The 22,057-nt window shown below is 30.4% G+C and carries 24 protein-coding genes; 17 read left to right on the forward strand and 7 right to left on the reverse strand.

The features are described from left to right. The first annotated feature begins 2 nt into the window (after positions 1 to 2). Together CURI_RS05180 and amrA are read left to right on the forward strand one after the other, a co-directional pair. Positions 3 to 488, forward strand: a complete 486-nt coding sequence (locus tag CURI_RS05180; RefSeq protein ID WP_014967176.1) for a hypothetical protein — start codon at positions 3 to 5, stop codon at positions 486 to 488. Positions 489 to 576: 88 nt separating this feature from the next. Next, a complete protein-coding gene (gene amrA / locus CURI_RS05185) occupies positions 577 to 1,980 on the forward strand; it encodes an AmmeMemoRadiSam system protein A (protein WP_014967177.1) in 1,404 nt (467 codons plus the stop codon). Positions 1,981 to 2,134: 154 nt separating this feature from the next. Here the strand turns inward: amrA and CURI_RS05190 are convergent, their stop codons facing one another. Then, complete coding sequence (locus CURI_RS05190; protein WP_041701555.1) at positions 2,135 to 2,323, reverse strand: hypothetical protein; 189 nt, start codon at positions 2,321 to 2,323, stop codon at positions 2,135 to 2,137. 18 nt (positions 2,324 to 2,341) lie between these two features. Beyond that, on the reverse strand, positions 2,342 to 2,527 hold the full coding sequence (locus tag CURI_RS05195; protein ID WP_014967178.1) for a helix-turn-helix transcriptional regulator: 186 nt from the start codon (positions 2,525 to 2,527) through the stop codon (positions 2,342 to 2,344). Positions 2,528 to 2,745: 218 nt separating this feature from the next. Here CURI_RS05195 and CURI_RS14980 point away from each other — a divergent pair, with 218 nt between their 5' ends. The 7 genes from CURI_RS14980 to spoVAE all read left to right on the forward strand — a co-directional run bounded on the left by CURI_RS14980 (position 2,746) and on the right by spoVAE (position 6,879). Continuing rightward, positions 2,746 to 3,189, forward strand: coding sequence for a helix-turn-helix domain-containing protein (locus CURI_RS14980; protein WP_014967179.1), 444 nt, complete (start codon positions 2,746 to 2,748; stop codon positions 3,187 to 3,189). A 175-nt stretch (positions 3,190 to 3,364) separates the two neighbouring features. Further along, positions 3,365 to 3,703 carry an anti-sigma F factor antagonist gene (gene spoIIAA / locus CURI_RS05205; RefSeq protein WP_014967180.1) on the forward strand — a complete coding sequence of 113 codons (339 nt, stop codon included), beginning with the start codon at positions 3,365 to 3,367 and terminating at the stop codon, positions 3,701 to 3,703. Positions 3,704 to 3,710: 7 nt separating this feature from the next. Next, positions 3,711 to 4,148: an anti-sigma F factor gene (spoIIAB, locus tag CURI_RS05210; RefSeq protein ID WP_014967181.1), complete on the forward strand. Its 438-nt coding sequence runs from the start codon at positions 3,711 to 3,713 to the stop codon at positions 4,146 to 4,148. Between the two features lie 6 nt (positions 4,149 to 4,154). Then, positions 4,155 to 4,922 (forward strand): RNA polymerase sporulation sigma factor SigF, encoded by a 768-nt coding sequence (gene sigF, locus CURI_RS05215; RefSeq protein ID WP_014967182.1) that lies wholly within the window; start codon positions 4,155 to 4,157, stop codon positions 4,920 to 4,922. A gap of 109 nt (positions 4,923 to 5,031) precedes the next feature. Then, the gene (gene spoVAC / locus CURI_RS05220; RefSeq protein ID WP_014967183.1) at positions 5,032 to 5,475 is read left to right on the forward strand and encodes a stage V sporulation protein AC; all 444 of its coding nucleotides are present in this window, start codon (positions 5,032 to 5,034) and stop codon (positions 5,473 to 5,475) included. A gap of 17 nt (positions 5,476 to 5,492) precedes the next feature. Beyond that, positions 5,493 to 6,509 (forward strand): stage V sporulation protein AD, encoded by a 1,017-nt coding sequence (gene spoVAD / locus CURI_RS05225; protein WP_014967184.1) that lies wholly within the window; start codon positions 5,493 to 5,495, stop codon positions 6,507 to 6,509. 13 nt (positions 6,510 to 6,522) lie between these two features. Next, the gene (gene spoVAE / locus CURI_RS05230; protein WP_014967185.1) at positions 6,523 to 6,879 is read left to right on the forward strand and encodes a stage V sporulation protein AE; all 357 of its coding nucleotides are present in this window, start codon (positions 6,523 to 6,525) and stop codon (positions 6,877 to 6,879) included. A gap of 39 nt (positions 6,880 to 6,918) precedes the next feature. On the opposite strand, the gene CURI_RS05235 is transcribed toward spoVAE, so the two are convergent. Next, positions 6,919 to 9,894, reverse strand: a complete 2,976-nt coding sequence (locus CURI_RS05235; RefSeq protein WP_014967186.1) for a penicillin-binding protein 1A — start codon at positions 9,892 to 9,894, stop codon at positions 6,919 to 6,921. Between the two features lie 156 nt (positions 9,895 to 10,050). Between CURI_RS05235 and yunB the strand changes: the two genes are divergently transcribed. Continuing rightward, positions 10,051 to 10,701, forward strand: a complete 651-nt coding sequence (gene yunB / locus CURI_RS05240; RefSeq protein ID WP_014967187.1) for a sporulation protein YunB — start codon at positions 10,051 to 10,053, stop codon at positions 10,699 to 10,701. A 22-nt stretch (positions 10,702 to 10,723) separates the two neighbouring features. Further along, positions 10,724 to 12,016: a GTPase HflX gene (gene hflX / locus CURI_RS05245; protein WP_014967188.1), complete on the forward strand. Its 1,293-nt coding sequence runs from the start codon at positions 10,724 to 10,726 to the stop codon at positions 12,014 to 12,016. Between the two features lie 41 nt (positions 12,017 to 12,057). On the opposite strand, the gene CURI_RS05250 is transcribed toward hflX, so the two are convergent. Next, entirely contained in the window at positions 12,058 to 12,510 is a 453-nt protein-coding gene (locus CURI_RS05250; protein WP_014967189.1) for a DUF3189 family protein, read from the reverse strand. Between the two features lie 120 nt (positions 12,511 to 12,630). Between CURI_RS05250 and CURI_RS05255 the strand changes: the two genes are divergently transcribed. Beyond that, positions 12,631 to 13,287, forward strand: coding sequence for a YigZ family protein (locus CURI_RS05255; protein ID WP_228370458.1), 657 nt, complete (start codon positions 12,631 to 12,633; stop codon positions 13,285 to 13,287). A gap of 43 nt (positions 13,288 to 13,330) precedes the next feature. Here the strand turns inward: CURI_RS05255 and CURI_RS05260 are convergent, their stop codons facing one another. From CURI_RS05260 to CURI_RS05270, 3 genes are all read right to left on the reverse strand, one after another. Then, the gene (locus CURI_RS05260; RefSeq protein ID WP_014967191.1) at positions 13,331 to 14,983 is read right to left on the reverse strand and encodes a MutS-related protein; all 1,653 of its coding nucleotides are present in this window, start codon (positions 14,981 to 14,983) and stop codon (positions 13,331 to 13,333) included. Positions 14,984 to 15,107: 124 nt separating this feature from the next. Further along, on the reverse strand, positions 15,108 to 15,461 hold the full coding sequence (locus CURI_RS05265; protein WP_014967192.1) for a sulfite exporter TauE/SafE family protein: 354 nt from the start codon (positions 15,459 to 15,461) through the stop codon (positions 15,108 to 15,110). A gap of 1 nt (position 15,462) precedes the next feature. Continuing rightward, complete coding sequence (locus tag CURI_RS05270; RefSeq protein WP_014967193.1) at positions 15,463 to 15,831, reverse strand: sulfite exporter TauE/SafE family protein; 369 nt, start codon at positions 15,829 to 15,831, stop codon at positions 15,463 to 15,465. Between the two features lie 232 nt (positions 15,832 to 16,063). Here CURI_RS05270 and nadE point away from each other — a divergent pair, with 232 nt between their 5' ends. The 5 genes from nadE (at position 16,064) to CURI_RS05295 (ending at position 21,798) form a co-directional block, all read left to right on the forward strand. Continuing rightward, complete coding sequence (gene nadE / locus CURI_RS05275) at positions 16,064 to 16,783, forward strand: NAD(+) synthase (protein WP_014967194.1); 720 nt, start codon at positions 16,064 to 16,066, stop codon at positions 16,781 to 16,783. A gap of 88 nt (positions 16,784 to 16,871) precedes the next feature. Beyond that, entirely contained in the window at positions 16,872 to 17,615 is a 744-nt protein-coding gene (locus CURI_RS05280) for a YebC/PmpR family DNA-binding transcriptional regulator (protein WP_014967195.1), read from the forward strand. Positions 17,616 to 18,007: 392 nt separating this feature from the next. After that, complete coding sequence (locus CURI_RS05285) at positions 18,008 to 18,331, forward strand: ArsR/SmtB family transcription factor (protein ID WP_014967196.1); 324 nt, start codon at positions 18,008 to 18,010, stop codon at positions 18,329 to 18,331. A gap of 96 nt (positions 18,332 to 18,427) precedes the next feature. Continuing rightward, entirely contained in the window at positions 18,428 to 19,753 is a 1,326-nt protein-coding gene (locus CURI_RS05290) for an MATE family efflux transporter (RefSeq protein ID WP_014967197.1), read from the forward strand. Positions 19,754 to 20,310: 557 nt separating this feature from the next. Beyond that, complete coding sequence (locus tag CURI_RS05295; protein ID WP_014967198.1) at positions 20,311 to 21,798, forward strand: flotillin family protein; 1,488 nt, start codon at positions 20,311 to 20,313, stop codon at positions 21,796 to 21,798. Positions 21,799 to 22,057 lie beyond the last annotated feature (259 nt).

The following is a 22,057-nucleotide window of genomic DNA, read 5'->3' on the forward strand; positions in this document are numbered from 1 at the left end:
AAATGCCTGTAACAGTATCACATTCTAATAAGTATACTAGAAAAGAGAATAGCCTATTTAAAGTAATATTGGACTATTCTATAGATCAAGTAATAGGAGTGATAATATTGTTACATGGTAAAAAGTATATAATGAGAAATTTATTTAAATTTAGAATAGTTGATAACAAATCAGGTGAATTAACACTAAGAGCTAAAGTTTCACCACAGCTTTTTAACGAGCTAAAAGCATATGATGGATATTTAGAAAATGCCATAAATCTATTAGATGGTATTAGTGAATCAAAACTTGATTATGATAAAGGGAATATATTTATAAAGTATAGTACTGATGTTGTGGGAGAAGAAACAATAATGAACTGGATCAACAAAATAATAGATATGACGGTAGATAATTATGACTTAATATCAGAAAGCTCAGGAAGCGGTTTAGATGAAGTAATGGATGAATTACAACAAAAGTTAAAAAAAGAGGTTTTATATATATAGAATATGATAATAATAAAATCACTATCAATATTATTTAAAAAATAATAATGATAGTGATTTTATTGCAAATAACAAAGGAGGTATTTTAATGGGCAAAATATTAGGCCATTTTATAACACCTCACCCACCAATCATAATACCAGAGATAGGAATGGGTGAAGAAGATAAAGTAATAAATACTGTGAACTCCATGAAAAAGATAGCTAAAGATATCAGAGAGCTACAACCAGATACTATAGTTATAATTACACCACACGGTCCGATGTTTAGGGATGCAATAGCTATATCAGACATAGAAAATATAAAAGGTACGTTTGGCATATTCGAACAGCCAGATGTCAAACTAGAAAATAATATAGATGTTTCATTAACTAAAAGGATTATAAACTATACTCTTGAAGAAGATATATCTATAGCTTCTATAACTAATAACTCTGAAAAAGAGTATGGTATAGTTTGTGAATTGGATCATGGAAGTATGGTTCCGCTTTATTATATAAATAGAGAGTATAAAGATTATAGAATAGTACATATAACTTACGGAATACTTTCCAAAGACGAACTCTATAAATTTGGAATGATTATAAAGCAAGCTATTTTAGATGAGGATAAAAGTGCTGTTATTATTGCGAGTGGAGATTTATCTCACAGACTAAGTAATAGTGGGCCTTATGAATACAGTCCTAATGGTTCTAAATTTGATAAACAGCTATTGACACTATTAGAAAGTGGAGACACACTAGGTGTGTTTACAATGGATAAAGACTTAATAGAAGAAGCTGGAGAGTGTGGACTTAGGTCATTTTACATATTACTTGGAATAATGGATACAGATGAAATTAAGGGAGAACTTTTATCTTACGAAGGAACTTTTGGAGTAGGATATGGAGTTTTAAAATTTATAACTAAAGATGGAGAAAAAGAAAGTTACTTAGAAAAAATAATAGAAATCAACAAAGAAGATATAATCAGAAAGTTAAGAAGCGAAGATATATATGTAAAACTTGCTAGAGAAAGTTTAAATTATTACTTAGAAAATGAAGAGTACATGCCTATACCTGAAAATATACCTGAGGACTTACTAAATATAAAAAGGGGTGTATTTGTATCTTTTAAAAAAGAAGGAGAACTTAGAGGATGTATAGGAACAATATTACCAACAACAAATAATGTTGTTTTTGAAATAATAAAAAACTCAGTTGAAGCTGGAACTAAGGATCCAAGATTTTTCCCTATAGACAATGACGAATTAGATTACCTAGAAGTGTCTGTAGACGAAATTATGGAACCAGAGCCTGCCACATTTGATTCATTAGATCCTAAAAGATATGGTGTTATAGTTAGAAGTGGAATGCGCACAGGTCTATTATTGCCTGATTTAGAAGGTGTAGATACTTCTGCAGAGCAAGTAGACATATCATTACAAAAAGCAGGAATATCTAAAAGTGACAAATACACATTAGAAAGATTCGAGGTTATAAGACATAGATAGAAATAGTTATCAATGAATATATATATTTTATTTTACAATAAGATCTATTAGAAGAACTATTGATAAACTACAAGTTATAAATGGAAAGTTAAAAGTTTTTACATGAGATTTGAAAATAGAAAGAAAGAGAATTAAAATTCTCTTTCTTTCTATTTTAATATAGCTGACATCTTACGTATACATTATAGCACTTAATTAATAAATCAATTGTTATATCTAAAGAAGTCTTTTTGCCAAAGTTAAATCGATTGAACATTATATCTGCTGTAGCCATATCTGATATTAATTTTAAAGTTTTTAGGTCTATCTCCCCAATATGAGATTCTAACTGCCTTTTAATCACTAATTTCACCCCTTAATGTTATTTACTAAAGAAGATATCATCTATAGTAGTGTTAAAAGTTTCTGCGATTTTCCTTGCAGTTTCTATACCAGGGATTCGACCTCTTTCTATCTGAGAAATGTAATCTTTAGAGACTCCTATGGCCTTACCTAATTCAGTTTGAGTCAATTTATATTTTTTTCGATAGATCTTTACTTTATTCATAGGATCACCACCTTAGCATATTAAAAAGTAAACTTATTGTTGAGACTTGCAATAAATTGGTAGAATATAAAAATATATAGCATTATATACATTTTACAGAACTAATGGTTCAAATTCAAGAACTTTTAGTTGGGAACATATAAAAGTAGAACTTTCTGTTATATAATAGAGCTAGAATAGTACCAAAATAATAATAAGTTGAAGAAGTTGGTGATAATATGCTTGGAAAGAGACTAAGAAAACTTAGAGATGAAGCTGGACTTACACAAAAGCAACTTTCAAAGGTATTAGGAATAACAGATAGAGCAGTAGGATATTATGAAACAGAAAAAAGAACGCCACCACCAGATATATTAGAAAAACTTGGTGATTTCTTCGATGTATCAGTCGACTATATACTAGGAAGAACTAACGTAAGGTTTATTATCAAAGAAGAAAGTGACGCCATAAATTACTATAGTAGAAATTCAATAGAATCTGAAAACCACAATTATGAGAATTGTAATAAAGATACTAAATATAAGGAAAATAATGTAGACAACAATATAAATGGGTCTCTAATAAAAGATATAGAAGGCTTAAGTAATGATAGTAAGAGAGAGCTAGAAAAGTACATAAAATTGTTAAAGTTAAGAGATCAAATAGAAAAGCATGGAAATTAAAATTAGAGAAATCTATATTTAAATTCCATGCTTAATTTTTTAAATTAAGTCATAAAAAGTAATATTTTATCGGATGAATTACATGAAAAGACAAATTTCATTGAAGGTTATTATAATCAGCTTAAAGAATAAAGTAGACAGTAGAGATTTAAAGAAAAACAGGGGGGGATAAAATTTGCAACTAGATTTTAAAGTAAAGAATGAGAGCTTATTAGTAAACTTCAATGGAGAACTTGATCATCATACTGCTAAATATGTTAGGGATAAAATTGATGAGGCCTATGCAGACCATAATACAAACAATATAGTTATTGATTTAAATAACCTAAATTTCATGGATAGTTCTGGCATAGGACTTCTTATGGGGAGATATAAAATAGTAACTCAAAAGGGTGGAAATCTGTCTATTATAAATGTTAGTCCTAGGGTGGAAAAGATACTAAAGATGTCTGGGATATTGAAGATAGTTAATATACTAGATACAGACCAAGCAGATAAATTTTTAAGGGAGTGATTAGATAATGATAGAAAATAATATGAAGCTAGAATTCCCTAGCAAGTCACAAAATGAAGCTTTTGCTAGGGTAACTGTAGCAGCATTCGCTTCTCAGCTAGATCCAACTATAGAGGAACTAACTGATATAAAGACAGCAGTTTCAGAAGCAGTTACTAATGCTATTATACATGGATATGAAAATTCATCTGGCGTAGTAAAGATAGAATGTAATATAAAAGAAAATAAAATAGAAATTATAATAGAAGACAATGGAAATGGAATAAATGATATAAATAAAGCCATGGAACCTCTTTATACTTCCAAACCACATTTAGAAAGATCAGGTATGGGATTTACCGTTATGGAAACTTTTATGGATTTAGTTGAGGTTAAATCAGAAGCGGGAGTAGGCACAAAAGTAAAAATGATAAAAGAGTTTAAAAGTGTTCCGACTAAGGAGTAGAGACTTATGGAAACTAGCACATTAGAACAAGGCACTTATGAATTATTAGATCATGAAGAGACTATGAGATTAATAAAAAAAGCCCAAAACGGTGATGAAGAGGCTAAAACTAAACTCATAAACCATAACTTAGGGTTAGTAAAAAGTGTATTAAAAAGATTTGCAAATAGGGGCTATGAATTAGAAGATCTTTATCAAATAGGATGTATAGGACTTTTAAAAGGAATACAAAAATTTGATACAAGCTTTGATGTGCGATTTTCAACTTATGCCGTTCCTATGATTATGGGTGAGATTAGAAGATTTTTAAGAGATGATGGTATTATAAAAGTAAGTAGATCATTAAAACAAACCGCTACAAATGCAAATATGGCAAAAGAAAGATTAACAAAAGAGTTAGGAAGAGAACCAACAATACAGGAATTATCTGAAGCCATTGATGTAGATAAAGAGGATATAGTAATGGCACTGGATGCAAATACTAGACCAGATTATTTATATGAAGTTATACATGAAAGTGATGGATCTCCGATACATTTAATAGATAAAGTTATGGGTACAGAAGATGAAAATACAGATATATTAAATAAAATTGCTTTAAAAGAGGTTTTAGGTAAGCTTAAACCAAGAGAAAGACAGATAATAGTATTGAGATATTTTAATGATAAGACACAAACGGAAATAGGAGAAATATTGGGCATATCCCAAGTACAAGTATCCAGAATAGAAAAAAAGGTTTTAGAAAGTATGAAAAATATATTACAAAAGGTGTGAAGCTAAAAAATTTCACATCTTTTTTTGTATTAAAAAATCAATAAATGTCACATAATAAAGTAAAACAAAAATACTTTGAGAAAAATAACTTTTAGAAAGGATTGTTGATATGGATAATCTTAATAATAGAGACTACCAGAGATATGTTGAAGAGAAGATGCCTAAGCCTAAGTATATGAAAAATATATTATGGGCATTTGTGGTAGGAGGGTTAATTTGTACTATAGGTCAGGTTATAGTCAACTATTTAACAGCTCGTGGATTAAGTAAAGATGATGTTTCAACAGCAACATCCATAATAATGATATTTTTAGGAGCATTATTAACTGGAATTGGAGTGTATGACAAGATAGGAAAAAAAGCGGGAGCTGGATCAATCATACCTATAACTGGATTTTCTAACTCTATAGTATCACCAGCGATGGAATACAAATGTGAAGGATATGTCTTAGGAGTTGCTGCTAAGATGTTTACAATAGCAGGTCCAGTACTAGTGTATGGATTTGGAAGCTCTATAATTGTAGGAATAATATATTTATTGGTAAATAAGTAAAAAAGGAGGCAGCGATTTTGTCACAAAAAAAATTAGGTAAACAAACAATTCAATTACAAGATCCACCAGCCATATTATCTACTTATTCCATAGTAGGAGTTAAGGAAGGAGAAGGGCCTTTAAAAGATTATTTTGACATAATACTAGAAGATGATCTATGGGGAGAAGAAAATTGGGAAAATAGCGAATCTAAAATTCAAAAGCAAGCTATAACAAGTTCTATTTCAGGTGCAAAAATAGTTCCTGAAGATGTAGATTATTTGTTTGCAGGAGATTTACTAAATCAAATATCATCGTCATCATATTCGGCTAGAGATCTTCAAATACCTTTCTTTGGTTTATATGGTGCTTGTTCTACAATGGCACAATCTTTAAGTCTAGGAGCTATGTCAATAGATGGAGGGTACGCAGAGTATGTTTCGTGTGCAACCTCTAGCCACTTTAGTACCGCTGAAAGACAATTCAGATATCCATTAGAGCATGGAAATCAACGTCCACCGACTTCACAATGGACAGTTACAGGATCAGGTGCTGCAGTACTAGGAAAAAGTGAAAAGGGTCCTTTTATAACACATGTAACAACAGGAAGAGTAATAGATCCAGGACTAATAGATGCAAACAATATGGGACCAGCTATGGCGCCAGCAGCAGCGGATACAATAATACAGCATTTTAAAGATACTGGGTTTAGACCAAAGGACTATGACTTAATAATAACTGGTGACTTAGGAGAGCTTGGAATGGAAATAGCTCAAGAGTTGATAGAAAAAGAAGGTTACGATATATCAGATAATTTTACAGATTGCGGAGTGAAAATTTTTGATAATGAAAGTCAGGAAACAGGTCTAGGAGGAAGTGGATGTGGATGTTCAGCTACTGTATTTGCCGGCTATATATTTAAGGAAATGAAAAGTAGAAACTTCAATAAAGTTTTATTAGTCTCTACAGGAGCATTACATTCACCAGTAGTGATAAATCAGGGTGCAACTATACCTGGTATAGCACATGCTGTTACTTTGAGTAATACTAAATAGGAGGATTTTTAATATGGACTATGTTAGTGCATTTATTGTTGGTGGCTTAATATGTGTTATAGGACAGATATTAATGGACACTACGAAGTTAAACCCAGCACATATATTAGTTATATTTCTTACTTCAGGAGTTTTATTAGGAGCAATAGGTATCTATGAGCCTCTTACTAAAATTGGTGGTGCTGGAGCAACAGTACCTTTACCTGGGTTTGGTTATACACTAGCTAAAGGAGCAATAGAGGGTGCGAAAGAAAGTGGTATATTAGGAGCATTTACAGGAGGCATAAAAGCAGCTGCAGGAGGAGTTGCTGCTGCAACGTTTTTTGGTTACTTAATGTCTGTTATATTCAATCCTAAAACTAAAGAGTAAAAAATAAAAGAGACTACTTAAAGTAGTCTCTTTTATTTTTTATTGATTATTACCTTCTGGATTTCCGTTTCCATTACCATTCTGGTTATTATTGTTTTTATCTTTATTCGGATTTAGAATATTATCTAGTATGTTGTCTATTTTATTTCCACCTTCACTACTCTCATCAGTGCTTATACCGTCAGTACTATCATCATTATCATCCTCAATATCATCCTCGTCAGGGTCTTTAATAGGTATATATGAGTGATTACAATATTGTGTAGGAACTCTATAATTATAGTCTAGAGGTATAATCCCACCAGCTTTAGAAGGTATATATGGCGGATTTACTTTCATAAATACTTTGTATCCAATTACGCTATCAGGGCAATTGCTTGAAGCGAGTTTTCCAGTAGTAACATCAACTTTTACACTTACATGAACATCACAATATTCTTTAGGTTCAGTACCTTTAGCAAAAATTTCTGTTTTAACTACATGTCTTGGATCACCTTTACAAAGTGATGTAGGTAATTTACCAGATATTGTACATACAGATTGCTTAATTATACCATCTGGAGCCTGAAAAGATTTTGCAGGCACATTTTGATGTACTCTCTTCATAACATTAGACCATAATCCAGATGCAAGAGCACTACCATTAGGTAATTTTATAGCTGGAGAGTCATTACCAATCCATACACTAGCAGTATACTGAGGAGTATATCCAACAAACCATGCATCAGTATAATCACTAGTAGTACCTGTTTTACCAGCTACTTGAACACCAGGTACTCTAGCTCTACCTCCTGTACCAGAAGTTACAACATCCTGAAGCATATCAGTCATTACATATGCTGTTTGAGGAGATACAACTTTAGTCTTGCTAGGCTTGTTTTCTAGTATAATATTTCCATATCTATCCTCTACTTTAGTATAAGCTATAGGCTTAATATAAGTACCTTCATTAGCTATAGCTGCAAACGCTCCAGTCATATCTAGGGGACTAATTCCTTTTGCCATACCACCTAGTCCAAGAGCAGAAAGATTTTCGTCATTCGTAGCTTTATTTTCTAATCTTGTAACAAAGCTATCCTTTCCATTTGCTTTAATTATGCCTAATTTTTGAAGATATTCTTTAGAAAGCTTAACCCCAATATCATCTACAACCTTAACAGAAACCGCATTAGATGATATCTTAATAGCTTCTCTAACTGGAATTACTCCTTTATATCCACTATAAGAGTTTCTAGGTCCAGGTTTCCCCTCACTATATGCAGGTAAAGGTACATCATCTATAGGTGTAGCAGCTGTATATCCATTATCTAGAGCTGGTAGAAACGCAGCTAAAGGTTTTATAGCAGATCCAGGCTGTCTAGGCGTTAAAGCTCTATTAAGAATTTTACTACCTTCAAAATTTCTACCACCAACAAGAGCTTTAATTTGACCGGTAGCGTGATCCATTATAACTGTTGAAGATTGAGGTTGAACTACACCAGTATTATCAACAGGGAAATAATTTGAACTTATTATTAAATTTTTTCTTTCATCAATTCTATAAAAGTCTTTAGATTTGTTTAAAAACGAAGATCTAATAACTAATTCTTTATTATCAACAACATAATAATCATCTTCGCTGAAATTCAGAGAACCTACGCCATGGGTTACTAAAGTATTATTATCTATCGTATAAAAGTCATTTATATCTATAGTTTTAGGATATATATTCAACTTAGAACTATTTATACTTAGCCCTTTTTCACTCAAAGTATAGCTTCCATTCTCTATTACTAAGTCATTATTTTCGTTTAATATATTTGATTTCTTGTAAAATAATATATTCTTATATGAATCTAATATATTACCATAACCATCTGAACTCCAAGAACTACCTCTTTTTCCCCCAAACACTACTTTAGAAAAGTTAGTATAAAGATCTTCAATATCGCGTTGTAAATTTACATCTACTGTAGAATATATTCTTAATCCACCAGTTAAAAGTTCTCTATGAGCTTCTTCTCTACTTATCTTAGTTTTTTCCACTAAGTCATCTACAACTTGTTCTTTTACATAATCAACGAAATAAGAAGAGATATCTGTAAACTTCTTCTTACCAGGCTTTATAGCTTCAATCATATTTTCATTTAAAGCTTCCTGATACTCAGATTCTGAAATATGTTCTAGTTCCTTCATTTTACCTAGAATAATTCTTTGACGCTTAACAGCTTTTTCATTAAAAATAGCTACATATTTTTCTCCTAAAATATCTATATTACCTACCACTGTACTATCCGGTGGAACATCTTGCGGTTTAACTGTTAGATATGGAGAAAGGTTATTAGGACTTTGAGTTATCCCAGCAATTAAAGCACTTTCTGCTATAGTTAAATCCTTAAGATCATCCTTAGAAAAATAAGTATGAGCTGCTTCTTTTACACCATATGCACCTTGACCTAAATAAATTTTATTTAAATATGCTTCTAATATTTGTTCCTTACTAAGTTTTCTATCAAGTTGAATAGCTATATAAGCTTCTCTAATTTTTCTAGTAAGTTTTTTTTCATTTGACAAGTAAAGATTTCTTGCAAGTTGTTGAGTGATAGTACTTGCACCTCTAACCTTTGCACCAGCTTTTATATCTTCTACTAAGGCTGCAGCAATACCTCTAATATCTATACCAAAGTGATCATAAAATCTTTCATCTTCTATAGAAATAAAAGCTTTTTGAAGATGATCAGGCATATTACTTATAGACTCAGCAGTTCTATTTTCTTCTGCTAAAACTTTCTCTATAACATTACCTTGTTGATCTAAAATAAATGAATTTTGATTTAGTAGGTCATCGATGTTTGAGACATCTATTTTAGGTGTATCCTTAATAGCGCCAAAAACTAATCCCCCTACAATGCCAGTTAGTATAAGTGTTGACATCAATACAACTATCATAAATATTTTGAAAAAACCTAATTTCTTGCCCTTAGGATTTTTTCGATTATTCCTACTCAAATCATCATTATTATTTTCTTGAGTCATAACAATCCTCCTTTAAAATGTGAAGGTAACATATTTAGAAATACATTCACAATTATATCACATAAATATTTATTTGTTAAACAAGATATAGTTTTTAAATATTAATTAAACTTTCTTGTGAATGTGCATATATTAATAACAAGGAGGTTTTAGAAAATGAGATCAAGAAACAGAAGTAAAAAAATAAAAATTTATTTAATAATAGTTTTTACTGTTGTTTTAGGGATATATGTATATAATATAATTAACAGGAATGTAAGACCTACTATATTAGCGATGTGTGAAATACAAGCAAAAAAAATAGCTACTCAAGCTATAAATGATGCTATTAAAAGTACGATAAAAGATAATGTAAAGTATAAAGACCTCATATTTGTTAAGCAAGATAACTCAGGAAAAATAACTATGATGCAAGCGAATACAGGACTTATGAATGGGATAGCTTCTGATGTTGCCTTAGAAGTTCAAGAAAAAATAAGGCAAATACCAGGAGGGACAATAAAAATACCAATTGGAAATATATTGAACAGTCAATTAATACCAGGTCCTAGAATTAAACTAGATCTTGAACCACACGGAAGTGTTACAGTAGATTTCGGTACTGAGTTTGTGGAATCGGGTATAAATCAAACCATACATAGGGTATACTTAACTATAATTACAGATGTTAAGATTATTTTTCCATTAGTATCGGACACTGTAACAGTTAGTGCAAACATACCAATAGCTGAGACAGTTATAGTTGGAGACGTTCCAGAAAGTTATATCACAGTTCCAGAAGAAAATATTTTAAATATTATAAGATAATAAAAAATGTAGAGGTGATACTATGTACGAAATAGAAGATGATAAGCTAGAAAAGATTATAATAGTAGGAGTAGATAGAAACAAAAGAGGCGAGATAACTGTAGAAAGTTCAATGGATGAACTTGCAGAACTTGTGAAAGCTGCAGATGGAATAGTAGAAGGAAGAGTAGTTCAAAATAGAGAGCATATAGACTCTGCATATCATATAGGGAAGGGGAAAGCAGAGGAGATAGCTGTTGCTTGTGAAGAGCTAGATATAGATACAGTTGTATTTAATGATGAACTTTCAGGAGCTCAAATAAGAAACCTAGAGAATATAATAGAAAGAAAAATTATAGATAGAACAAGTTTAATACTAGATATATTTGCTAAAAGAGCTACTAGTAAAGAAGGAAAGCTCCAAGTAGAACTTGCTCAACTAAAATATAGATTACCTAGACTAATAGGATTTAGAAATTACTTATCTCGAACAGGTGGAGGAATAGGAACAAAAGGACCTGGAGAGCAAAAATTAGAGTTGGACAGAAGACATATACTAGGCAGAATAAATGATATACAAAGACAATTAAAAGAACTAGATAAAGTTAGAATGGTAAAGAGAAAGCAGAGAAGAAGCAATGATATACCTATAGTAGCGCTTGTGGGATATACTAACGCTGGAAAGTCAACGCTATTAAATAGTCTAATAAGACTTGATGAAGATTATAAGGAAGAAAAAGAAGTTTTTGTAAAAGATATGCTGTTTGCAACTTTAGAAACTAATTTAAGAAAAGCAACTTTACCTAATGGACGTGATTTCTTAATAACAGACACAGTAGGATTTGTAAGCAAATTACCTACACACTTGGTAGAAGCTTTTAAAGGAACCTTGGAGGAAGTTCAGTTTGCAGATTTATTACTTCATGTGGTAGATATAACTAATGAAGATCTAGAAATACAAATGGTTACTACAATGAAAATAATAAAAGATTTAGATGTAATAGATAAGCCTATAATAACTGTATTTAATAAGGTAGACGAAGGTAATATAGAAGATATAGCATATAAAGTACCAGAACCTAAGATATTTATATCAGCTAAGACTGGACATAACTTAGAACTATTATTAAAGATGATAGAAGATAATCTACCACAAAGTTATTATAATGTTGACCTACTTATTCCTTTTTCTAAAGGAGATTTACTTTCATATATATTTGATAATACCAAAGTAGAGAGTCAAGAGCATACAGCAGAGGGAACTTTAGTTACAGTTACCTTAGATCAAGCTGACTATAATAGATGTAAAGAGTATATAGTTGATAAAAATGAATAGAATATTAAGTTAAAACATAAAACTCTCTATATGATTATAATTTATAGAGAGTTTAGTGTTTTCTTTACTATTTTAACCATCTCATGATAGTTTTTAACGACTCCTAAAGCAACTATAGGTCTACCAAATGATACCCAGTGTAGTCTTCTTGAAGAAAATCCACCAATCTTCATAAGAAGGTTAACGGAAGGCATGGTATCAACAAGTAATAAATCTTTCCTAAGTCCACCACCTAACTGAAATGCATCTTCTACAGCCGGAATTACTAACTCCGGAACAAACTGTCTGCTTAGAGTAAATACTTTATTATGATTTTCATCTATGCCTCTAAATATTATCTTACCTTGATCTTTTTTTTCTAAAGTATCAAAATAAGGTACATCTATAACTTCTTCTTTAGTAGGAGTTATATCAGGAGATAAAATGCCTAGATGAATAGCTGCAGCTATAGCTGAAGAATGAGTTCCACCAACACAATTATAAACTACATACATAATCTCACCTCATAAAAAATACTAAATATATTTTGCTCTAAACAAAGCTAAATTATAACTTCTAAAAACTGAGAGTAATTTTATGATATAATTAAGTTAGTTTAACTATAATTAACGAAGGTGATAAATTTGAAAAGTACATATAAGACTATACATGAGTACGGAGAAGACGAAATTATAATAAGTAAGTCTAGATTTATAGGATATGCAAAACCTATTGAGAATGAAGATGAGGCAATATCATTTATAGAAGAAATAAAGAGTAAGCATAGAGATGCAACACACAATGTATATGCATATGTGGTTGGAGAAAATAGCAATATACAAAGATATAGCGATGATGGGGAGCCAAGTGGAACAGCAGGTATACCAGTTTTAGAAGTTATAAAAAAAGAGGATTTAAGAAATGTAGTGGTGGTAGTAACTAGATATTATGGTGGTACAAAACTAGGTGCTGGTGGACTAGTAAGAGCATATACTAAGGGCGCGAAGATAGGAATTGAAGCTGGAAATATAGTGGAGAAAGTACTCTTTAAAAAAATTAAAATAAGAATAGACTATACTCTTTATGGAAGAGCGGAAAATGAGCTGTTAAGACAAGAGTATATAATAGAAGATGTAATATATGATGATGCGGTTAATATAGTAGTATTATGTGAAGCAAGTAACGTAGATAATCTTATGAGTTTGATGACAGAGATAACTAGCGCTAATATGACTCATGAAGAAGGAGACGAGGATTTTTATTCAGTTAAGGAAGGTAAGTTAATTAGATAAATAAGAGCTTTCATACATAAATTTGTGTATGAAAGCTCTTTCTTTACCAACTTCCTGTTAATTCATAGTTTTTTGCTGTTGCTTCTGCATTTTCTATAATATCATCGTTAAAACCTATAACACTTAACAATTTTATAGCATTTTTGGTCTGTGATTTTCCATGATATAGTTTGTAGTCAAAGGCTATATGATTATCTATAAATTCTTCTCTAAAATGATAGTTATTAAACTCGTTTTTTAATATACTAGCCAATTCAATGTCATGAGTTGCTGCAAAGCATAGAGCATTATTTTTACTTAAATATTCTAATATTTTAGAAGAAGCTGCTATTCTCTCTATAGTATTAGTTCCTCTTAGTACTTCATCAACAAAACACAATGTAGGTATATCATCATTTAAATTATCTATAATTCTTTTTATAGATTTAATTTCAACTATATAATAACTTTCACCTTTAAGAATATTATCAGATAAGGCCATAGAAGTCAGTGTTTTAAAGTAATTTGATTCATGCTTCCTAGATAAGCTAATATTTATTGTTTGTGCTAATATAGAGTTTATAGCTACTGTTTTTAGAAAAGTAGACTTTCCAGAAGCGTTTGATCCAGTAATTAAAACAGAGTTTAAAGTATCTATTGAATTTGAAACTGGATTATCTATTAGCGGATGATAAATGTCTTTTATATTTAAGTGAGGGTTAATAGAGTTAGATAGTTTAGGTATAGAATAATAACTTAGACTATCTTTATAAGAAGCTATAGAAATAAGAGCATCTAATTCTCCTATGATACTATACACTTCTATGATCTCTTCTTTAAACTTAGATATAGCTTTAGATACTTTATTGTAATTTACAATTTCACTTAAAAGTAGAATTTTAATATATTGTGAAAGCTCATTTTGATTATTATAAGATACATTTAGCGTTGCATTGTTTATGCTTTTAACTTTCTCGTATAAATTTGATAGTTTATCAGCATATTTTTTTATACGAGTATCCTTAATACTATAAATTTCTCTAGAACAATTTATTAACTTAATTATGCTGTTTATAATTTTTAAATCATGTCCTATTTTACTCATAACTATATAATATACCATTGAGTTTACTATAAAAGCGAGAACTAATAGTTTGACACCTATAGTCCAATCATATGCAGTTACTATTAAAGCGAATATAGCAAATAGAGATAAAACTCTGTACAATATAGATTGCCAAAGAATATGCTTTTCTTTTGAAAAAACGTAATCAAGTATGCTGATAAGTCTGTCTTTACCAAGTTTTCTTAAAGATTTCTGTAAGTTAATTCTTAAATCCTCATCTTTAGAAAACAAGTCGATGAAAATGCATCTATTTTTTAGTAAACTGTCATTAAAATCTGGTTTTCTAAGGATGTAATATAAGTAGTTTTCACCTACAAAAGAGCTTGTATTATTAATTCTTTTAAAAACATCATCCATACCTATATCATTCCATGTTATATCATCTATATAAAAGTCATTGTTATTAAGTTTACTTTTAAAGTAACTAGATATATATTTGAAGTCGTTATCCTTGTATTTAACATTGGGAGTTTTACCCCAGTTAGTAAGTAGTTCGTCATGTAGTTTTTTACGTTTTATACTTTGAAACTTTTTATAAATAAGAAAAAAACTAAGGATAATAATAGATATAGATAAAATAACATAAATCATAATATCACCTTCCTTATCATAGTATAAAATCAATGAAAGTAAAAATTATGTAAAATAGTTTATTAGTAGTTAAAGACATTGTACCACAACTAACATTATGAACAAAGAAATATGTGAAAAGATACTACTTTTTCACTTTACTAAACATTTCATAAAGTCCCATAAGTAATAAAAATCCACCGAACATTTTTCTAAGCAAGTTTCCAGACAAAAATACAGCAAGGGAAGACCCTATAACAGCTCCAATAAGTCCAGTTATAATTATCGGTATAGCAACTTTAAATTTTATATTTTTATTAGCGAAATGAGTAATAAGAGCAACAATAGCTGTTGGAATAAATACTATTAGATTTATTCCTTGAGCTTGCTTTTGACTTAAATTTGTAAAGAAAATTAGGGCAGGGATAAGAATAGTACCTCCACCAATACCCATTCCACTAACTATTCCAGATATAAGACCAATAAAAAAGAGAATCAACTTAAAACACCATCCTTAGCCCAGCTATTATCATAAATAGCCCGAAGATTTTTCTAAGCATACTTCTAGGAACCTTATTTAATAGCTTAGCACCGATATATCCGCCAATAATACCTCCAGAAGCTATAATAAGAGCCACTTTGAAGTCAATAATCCCATTTCTAAAATAAATGAAAGTACTTATAATAGTTAAAGGTAAAATTATACTTATAGCAGTAGCGTGAGATTTATGGTCTTCAATGTGTAATAGAAAGACAAGGGCAGGAACTACTATAGTTCCACCACCAGATCCAAAAAGACCGTTTACAATACCAGTTATTAAACCAATAAAAAGAATTTTTAATTTATCACTAGACATAATATTTGACATAGAATCACCTTTTCATATGAAAAAATAGTTTTTAATTTGCTTTTATTTACTAGTAAAATCATTTTTCCCTAGAAAAATATTTATATACTAAAGTATTTTACATACACTAAATACTAGTGATAGTTTTTAATGTAGAAACATTACTAACAGATGCTATAATATAATGGTGATATAATTAGAATATAAATATTTATAACATTTTAAATAGATTAAAGTATTTGGAGGAATAACAATGGAAAGTATAGAGAAAGTATGTGATGATCTAATAAACTGGTTAAAAGAAAAAGTGAATGATGCGGGTAGCAAAGGAGTAGTATTTGGCCTTAGTGGTGGTATAGACTCTGCAGTAGTGGCAGCCCTAGCTAAAAGAGCATTTCCAGATACATCATTAGGTGTTATAATGCCTTGCCATAGCAATCCACAAGACGAAGAGCATGCAAGATTATTAGCAGATACACTGAACTTAAAAGTACTAAAGGTGGATTTAACAGATACTTTTGATACTCTTACTAGTGAAGTGAAAGACAATGAATCTAATAAACTCGCAACTTCGAATATAAAGCCTAGACTTAGAATGACTACATTATACTATTTTGCACAACTGAATAATTATTTAGTTGCAGGGCCAAGTAATAAGAGTGAATTTACAACTGGATACTTCACTAAACATGGCGACAGCGCAGTAGATATATTTCCAATAGCTGATTTTGTGAAAGAGGAAATATTTGAACTGGCTAAGTACTTAGGTGTAAATAGTGAAATTATAAATAAAGCACCATCAGCAGGACTTTGGGAAAATCAAACTGATGAAGATGAGATGGGATTTGGATACAAGGACTTAGATCATTATATTAAAACTGGAGAAGGTAAAAAAGAGATAGTAGAAAAGATAGACAGAATGAACAAGATAAGTGAACATAAAAGAAAATTCCCACCAATGTTCACAAGATAGTAAAAAATACTTATTTTTAGAAATCAACTAGAAGACGACATAGCTTTATGTTAAAATATAAATTGTAAATTGCAAGGAGGGAAAAATCGTGGCAGGACATTCAAAGTGGAATAATATAAAGAATAAAAAAGGTAAAATGGATGCACAAAGGGGTAAAATGTTTACAAAATTAGGTAGATATATAACGGTAGCAGCTAGAGAAGGTGGAGATGATCCTGAGTACAATGCTGCACTTAAGAGTGCAATAGAGAAAGCTAAAGCAGAAAATATGCCTAATGATAATATAGAAAGAGCTATAAAAAAGGGTACGGGTGATTTAGAAGGTGCTAACTACGAAGAAATTACTTATGAAGGATACGGACCATCAGGAGTTGCAGTTTTCGTAGACTGCTTAACTGATAATAGAAATCGTACAGCATCAGATGTAAGACACGCTTTTGATAAATTTGGTGGAAACTTAGGCTCAACAGGTTGTGTTGGCTGGATGTTTGATAGAAAAGGATTATTAGTTATAGAAAAAAGTGATGATATTGATGAAGAAGAATTAATGATGCAGTCTATAGAAGCAGGAGCAGAAGATTTCAGTCCTGAAGATGATGTTTATGAAATATTAACTAGTGTAGAGGATTTTTCAGCTGTAAGAGATGCTTTACAAGAAGCAGGATATAAATTTTCTTCAGCGGATCTTGAGTATATTCCTCAGAATACTAGTGCCTTAGAAGATGAAAAAGATATTAAAAACATGATAAAAATGTTAGAAATGCTTGAGGACAATGATGATGTTCAAAAGGTATCACATAACTGGGAGATACCAGACGATTTAGATATATAGTCTAATTAGCATCTATACTAATTGTTTCAAGAACTGTGGAGTTTGTAAAGGTTAATTTTAAGAGTTTATATATAGCTTATTGTATTAAGCACCTTTGAGTTTCAATTTGTATGTATTCTACAGATGAAATTCAGAGGTGTTTTTGTGTTGCTAGAATATTTATTTATAAATACAATTATACTAAACGATCTGATTAATTTTGGTAATTTTGATTTTGAGCTGTGACGAAGTTATTTTAAATATTTAAAATAACTTTAAGATAAATCATAAAACATATAGATACTATTCAATGTTATGGAGTTTTAGGTGTTAAAAAACAATAATTATATTGACTATACATAGATAACTATCTATATTATAATTATAAATAACTATTTATATACGGAGGAGATATGAAAAATAAATACGATATAAATTCAAAAATATTTAAAGCCTTAAGTGATCCTAACAGGCTTAGAATTATCGATATGCTTTCATGTGGTGAAAGATGTGCATGTGAACTACTAGAATTTTTTGAATTTACTCAGCCTACGCTATCTCATCATATGAAAGTATTAATTGACTGTGGCTTGGTTAAAAGTAGGAAGGAAGGAACATGGAATTATTATGCATTAGATAGTGTTAATGCAAATAGATTGGTATTGTTTCTGATGAACACTATAACTGATACTGAGAATTGTATATTTAAAGAAAAGAAATCTTTTTGTAAAGATTGAAATTAATTATTTAAACAGTAATCTCTATGAGTGAAATGATTATTTTTAACTCCAACATATGTTGTTTTGTAGGAGTTTATGAGTGAGGGTAATAATATGCAGAAAGTAGATTTAACAAAAGGAAAAGTCTCGAGGGTGATATTTGCACTGACTATTCCATTAGTGACGAGTTCATTATTGCAATTTATGTATAACTTTATTGACATGATATGGGTAGGAGGTCTTGGAAGTAATGCAGTTGCAAGTGTAGGTAGTTCAAGCTTATATGTCAACATTGGATATGCAATTAGTACAATGGTTGTTGTCGGAGCTGGAGTTAAGGTATCACATGCTGTGGGAAGTAAGGATGATGAAGGAACTAATAGATATATAAATACAGCATTTATATTAAATCTTTTTGTAGGTATTATTTTTTCAACTATTATATTAATATTCGGTAAAACTTTTATTAATTTCTTGGGAATAGAGAACTTAAATGTTGAAAAAGATTCATTATCTTACCTTTTAATTAGTGGATCAGCTATGATAATAGTATTTTTTAATACATTATATATAAGAATTTTCTCAAGCTTTGGAAATAACAAAGTATCTCTTATAATAAGTTCTATAGGGCTTATTATAAATATCATACTGGATCCTATATTTATATATACTTTAAATCTTGGCGTAAATGGTGCTGCTATAGCAACAGTTATTGCAAATACTATAGTTTTAATAATGTCTATAAGAGTTTCTAAGAAGCTATATGAATTAAACTTTAGAAAGTATTTTGATTTCAATATGCTTAAAGAAATTATTTCATTAGGATTACCTAGTTCAATTCAAAGAGTTATTTTTACTATAATTAACATATTAATAGCTAAGATAATAGCAATTTATGGTGCAGATGCTTTAGCTGCACAAAAAATAGGACTTCAAATAGAATCTATAACGTTTATTATAATTGGAGGATTCAATGGTGCTACAGCAAGTTTTATTGGTCAAAATTATGGGGCTAAAAGGTTAGATAGAATAAGCAAAGGTTACAATATATCTATTCTCATGGGAGTCATATACACCTCTATTATAACTGTAATTCTTTTGACTATCCCAGAGTTATTAGCAAGTATATTTGTAAAAGAGCAAGAGACCATAAGAATTACATCTGATTATTTAAGGATAATCGGAATATCACAGATATTTGCTGCAGTTGAGATGATAACAAATGGAACATTTATAGGACTTGGAGCGACAAGGTATGCGGCATTAATAAGTATCAGTCTGACAATTATAAGACTTCCATTAGCACTAATACTTTCTAAACTAGTAGGAGTTAATGGAATATGGTGGAGTATAGCTATATCAAGCATTTTAAAAGGTATAATAAGCTATAGTGTATATAAATTTGTACTGTGGAGAAAGTTGAAAAATAAGTTTACTTAGTAATTGAAAAGGGAACTATAGATAATTTAAAAAGACTATAAGATTTAATGATTAAAAACGCCTTTGAGCTTTAATTTGTACACAACTCATGAATAAAGCCAAGGGTGTTTTTATGTTATATAAATTTAACACTTGAGTGTAAAGTTATAGGAGTTTATTTAACAAGATACAAATGATCGATGCTCAATGCTTTTACTATGCATATAATTTTTTTATAGATTTATGATTAATATAGAATTATATGTAAATACATGATATAATAGGGTGAAATATCAACCCTAAAAGAGAAGGACTACTTAGAAGTTTAGATATAGAGCAAGATTATGATAAAAAGAGTAGAAAGTCTTAGATAGTTAATTTAACTAGGAGGATAATTGGATGTTTTGTCAATGTAATATAATGAACACAAGGTTTATATACAATGACTTGAAAGAAAAATATCCAGATAGATTATAAGAAAGAAATGAAAAGAAACTGAGAGGTTTAGAGTTCTAATAAAAAAATATTATAATAATAATTAGATATAAATAAAATATTACATAAAGGGGGAGAGAAACATGCCTGAAATACTATTGAAATTTGGAGTACCTATAGTCGTAGCACTAGTAATTATACTATCATTTTGGAAAAAGGTACCTGCTGACAAGGCTATGGTAATAACAGGTCTTAAAAAGAGAATGTTATCTGGTAAAGGAGGTTTAATGTTACCAATACTAGAAACCTCATGTACTATATCACTAGAAGACATCTCTATGAAAACTAATGTAAGTGATGCGCCATCTAAACAAGGTATCTTTGTAAATATAGAAGGTACTGCAGTAGTGAAAGTCAAAAATGAAGAAGAAAGTGTATTTAATGCAGTTGAAAGATTTCACAATGGTGGAGCTTCAAAGACAGTAGATGTAATTAAAAGTATAGTAGATCAAATAATAGAGGGTCAATTAAGAGGAATAGTTTCTACTATGACTGTAGAAGAATTAAATGCTGATAGAGCAGGACTAGAAACAAAATTAGAAAATGCTATAGTTAAAGAATTAGGCACAATGGGACTAATATTATCAAGTTTTAGTATTCTTAGAATATCTACTCAAGGTGGATATTTAGAAAATAAAGCAAAACCACAAATCGCACAAGCACAAGCTGATGCAGACATAGCTGAGGCAGATAGACAAAGAGATACTCAAATAAAAACAGCAGAGGCACAGAGAGAAGGACAGAGGGCAAAACTTGAAGCTGAAACAGCAATAGCAGAGTCAGAAAGAGATAAGCAAATAAAAATAGAAGCATATAGAGCAGAAAGAGAGCAAGCAAAGGCAACTGCTGATATAGCTTATGAAATTCAGGATATTCAGAATAAGGCTAAACAAGCAGAAGAGCAAGCAAAATTAGAAGAAAAGAAAGCTGTTATAAAAGAAAAGCAGTTGGTAGTAGAAGTTCAGAAACCTGCTGAAGCAAGTAAAAAAGCATCAGAGGTAAATGCAGAAGCAGCTAAAATACAAGCTATAAAACAAGCAGAGGCAGAAGCGGAAGCATTGAAACTTAAAGCTCAGGCAGAGGCAGAAGCGAGAAAAATATCTGCACAGGCAGAAGCAGAAGCTATAAAACTAAGAGGACAGGCAGAAGCAGAAGCGATTAGATCAAAAGGATTAGCAGAAGCAGAAGCAAAGGATAAATTAGCAGAGGCTATGGCTAAGTACGGTGAGGCTGCTGTAACAGAACTTATTATAGCAAAGCTACCGGAAATAATGGAGCAAGTTGCTAAGCCATTAGAAAAAATAGATAAGATTACTATCATAGATAATGGTAATGACGGAGCAGGAGGAGCAAGTAAGGTAGCTAAAATAGTTTCTGAGGTTGCTACTAGTGGTTTTGAAACGTTAAAGCAACTAACAGGTGTGGATGTTACAGAGGTACTTAAGTCAGTGGCAGATAGAAATGATAAAGTTGACGACAAAGTTAGTAAGAAAATAGATTTTCCTAGTAAGGAAGGGTTTGCTGAAGACTTAGTAAGTGCAACTCGTGAAGATACGGATATAGAGGAATAGTTGAATAATAGGTAAAATTAATTTATACATTTGGTTGCTGAATTAGTGTTCAAGTTAGATATAAGTTATAATCTTTAAACAATGAATTTATTACATAGTTTAAGTTATAGCATATATTACCTCTGATTTTCAATTTATGTTTAGTTTTCATAGATAGAAATTCGGGGGTATTTTTTATGCTTAATATACTTTAGCTAAAGTTATTTGTAGAGAATATTGTCTAATTAATGCGAAAATGGGTAGCGCTAAAACGGTATAG

It is taken from the genome of Gottschalkia acidurici 9a, from assembly GCF_000299355.1.
In the GTDB taxonomy this organism is placed as follows: Bacteria; Bacillota; Clostridia; order Tissierellales; family Gottschalkiaceae; genus Gottschalkia; species Gottschalkia acidurici.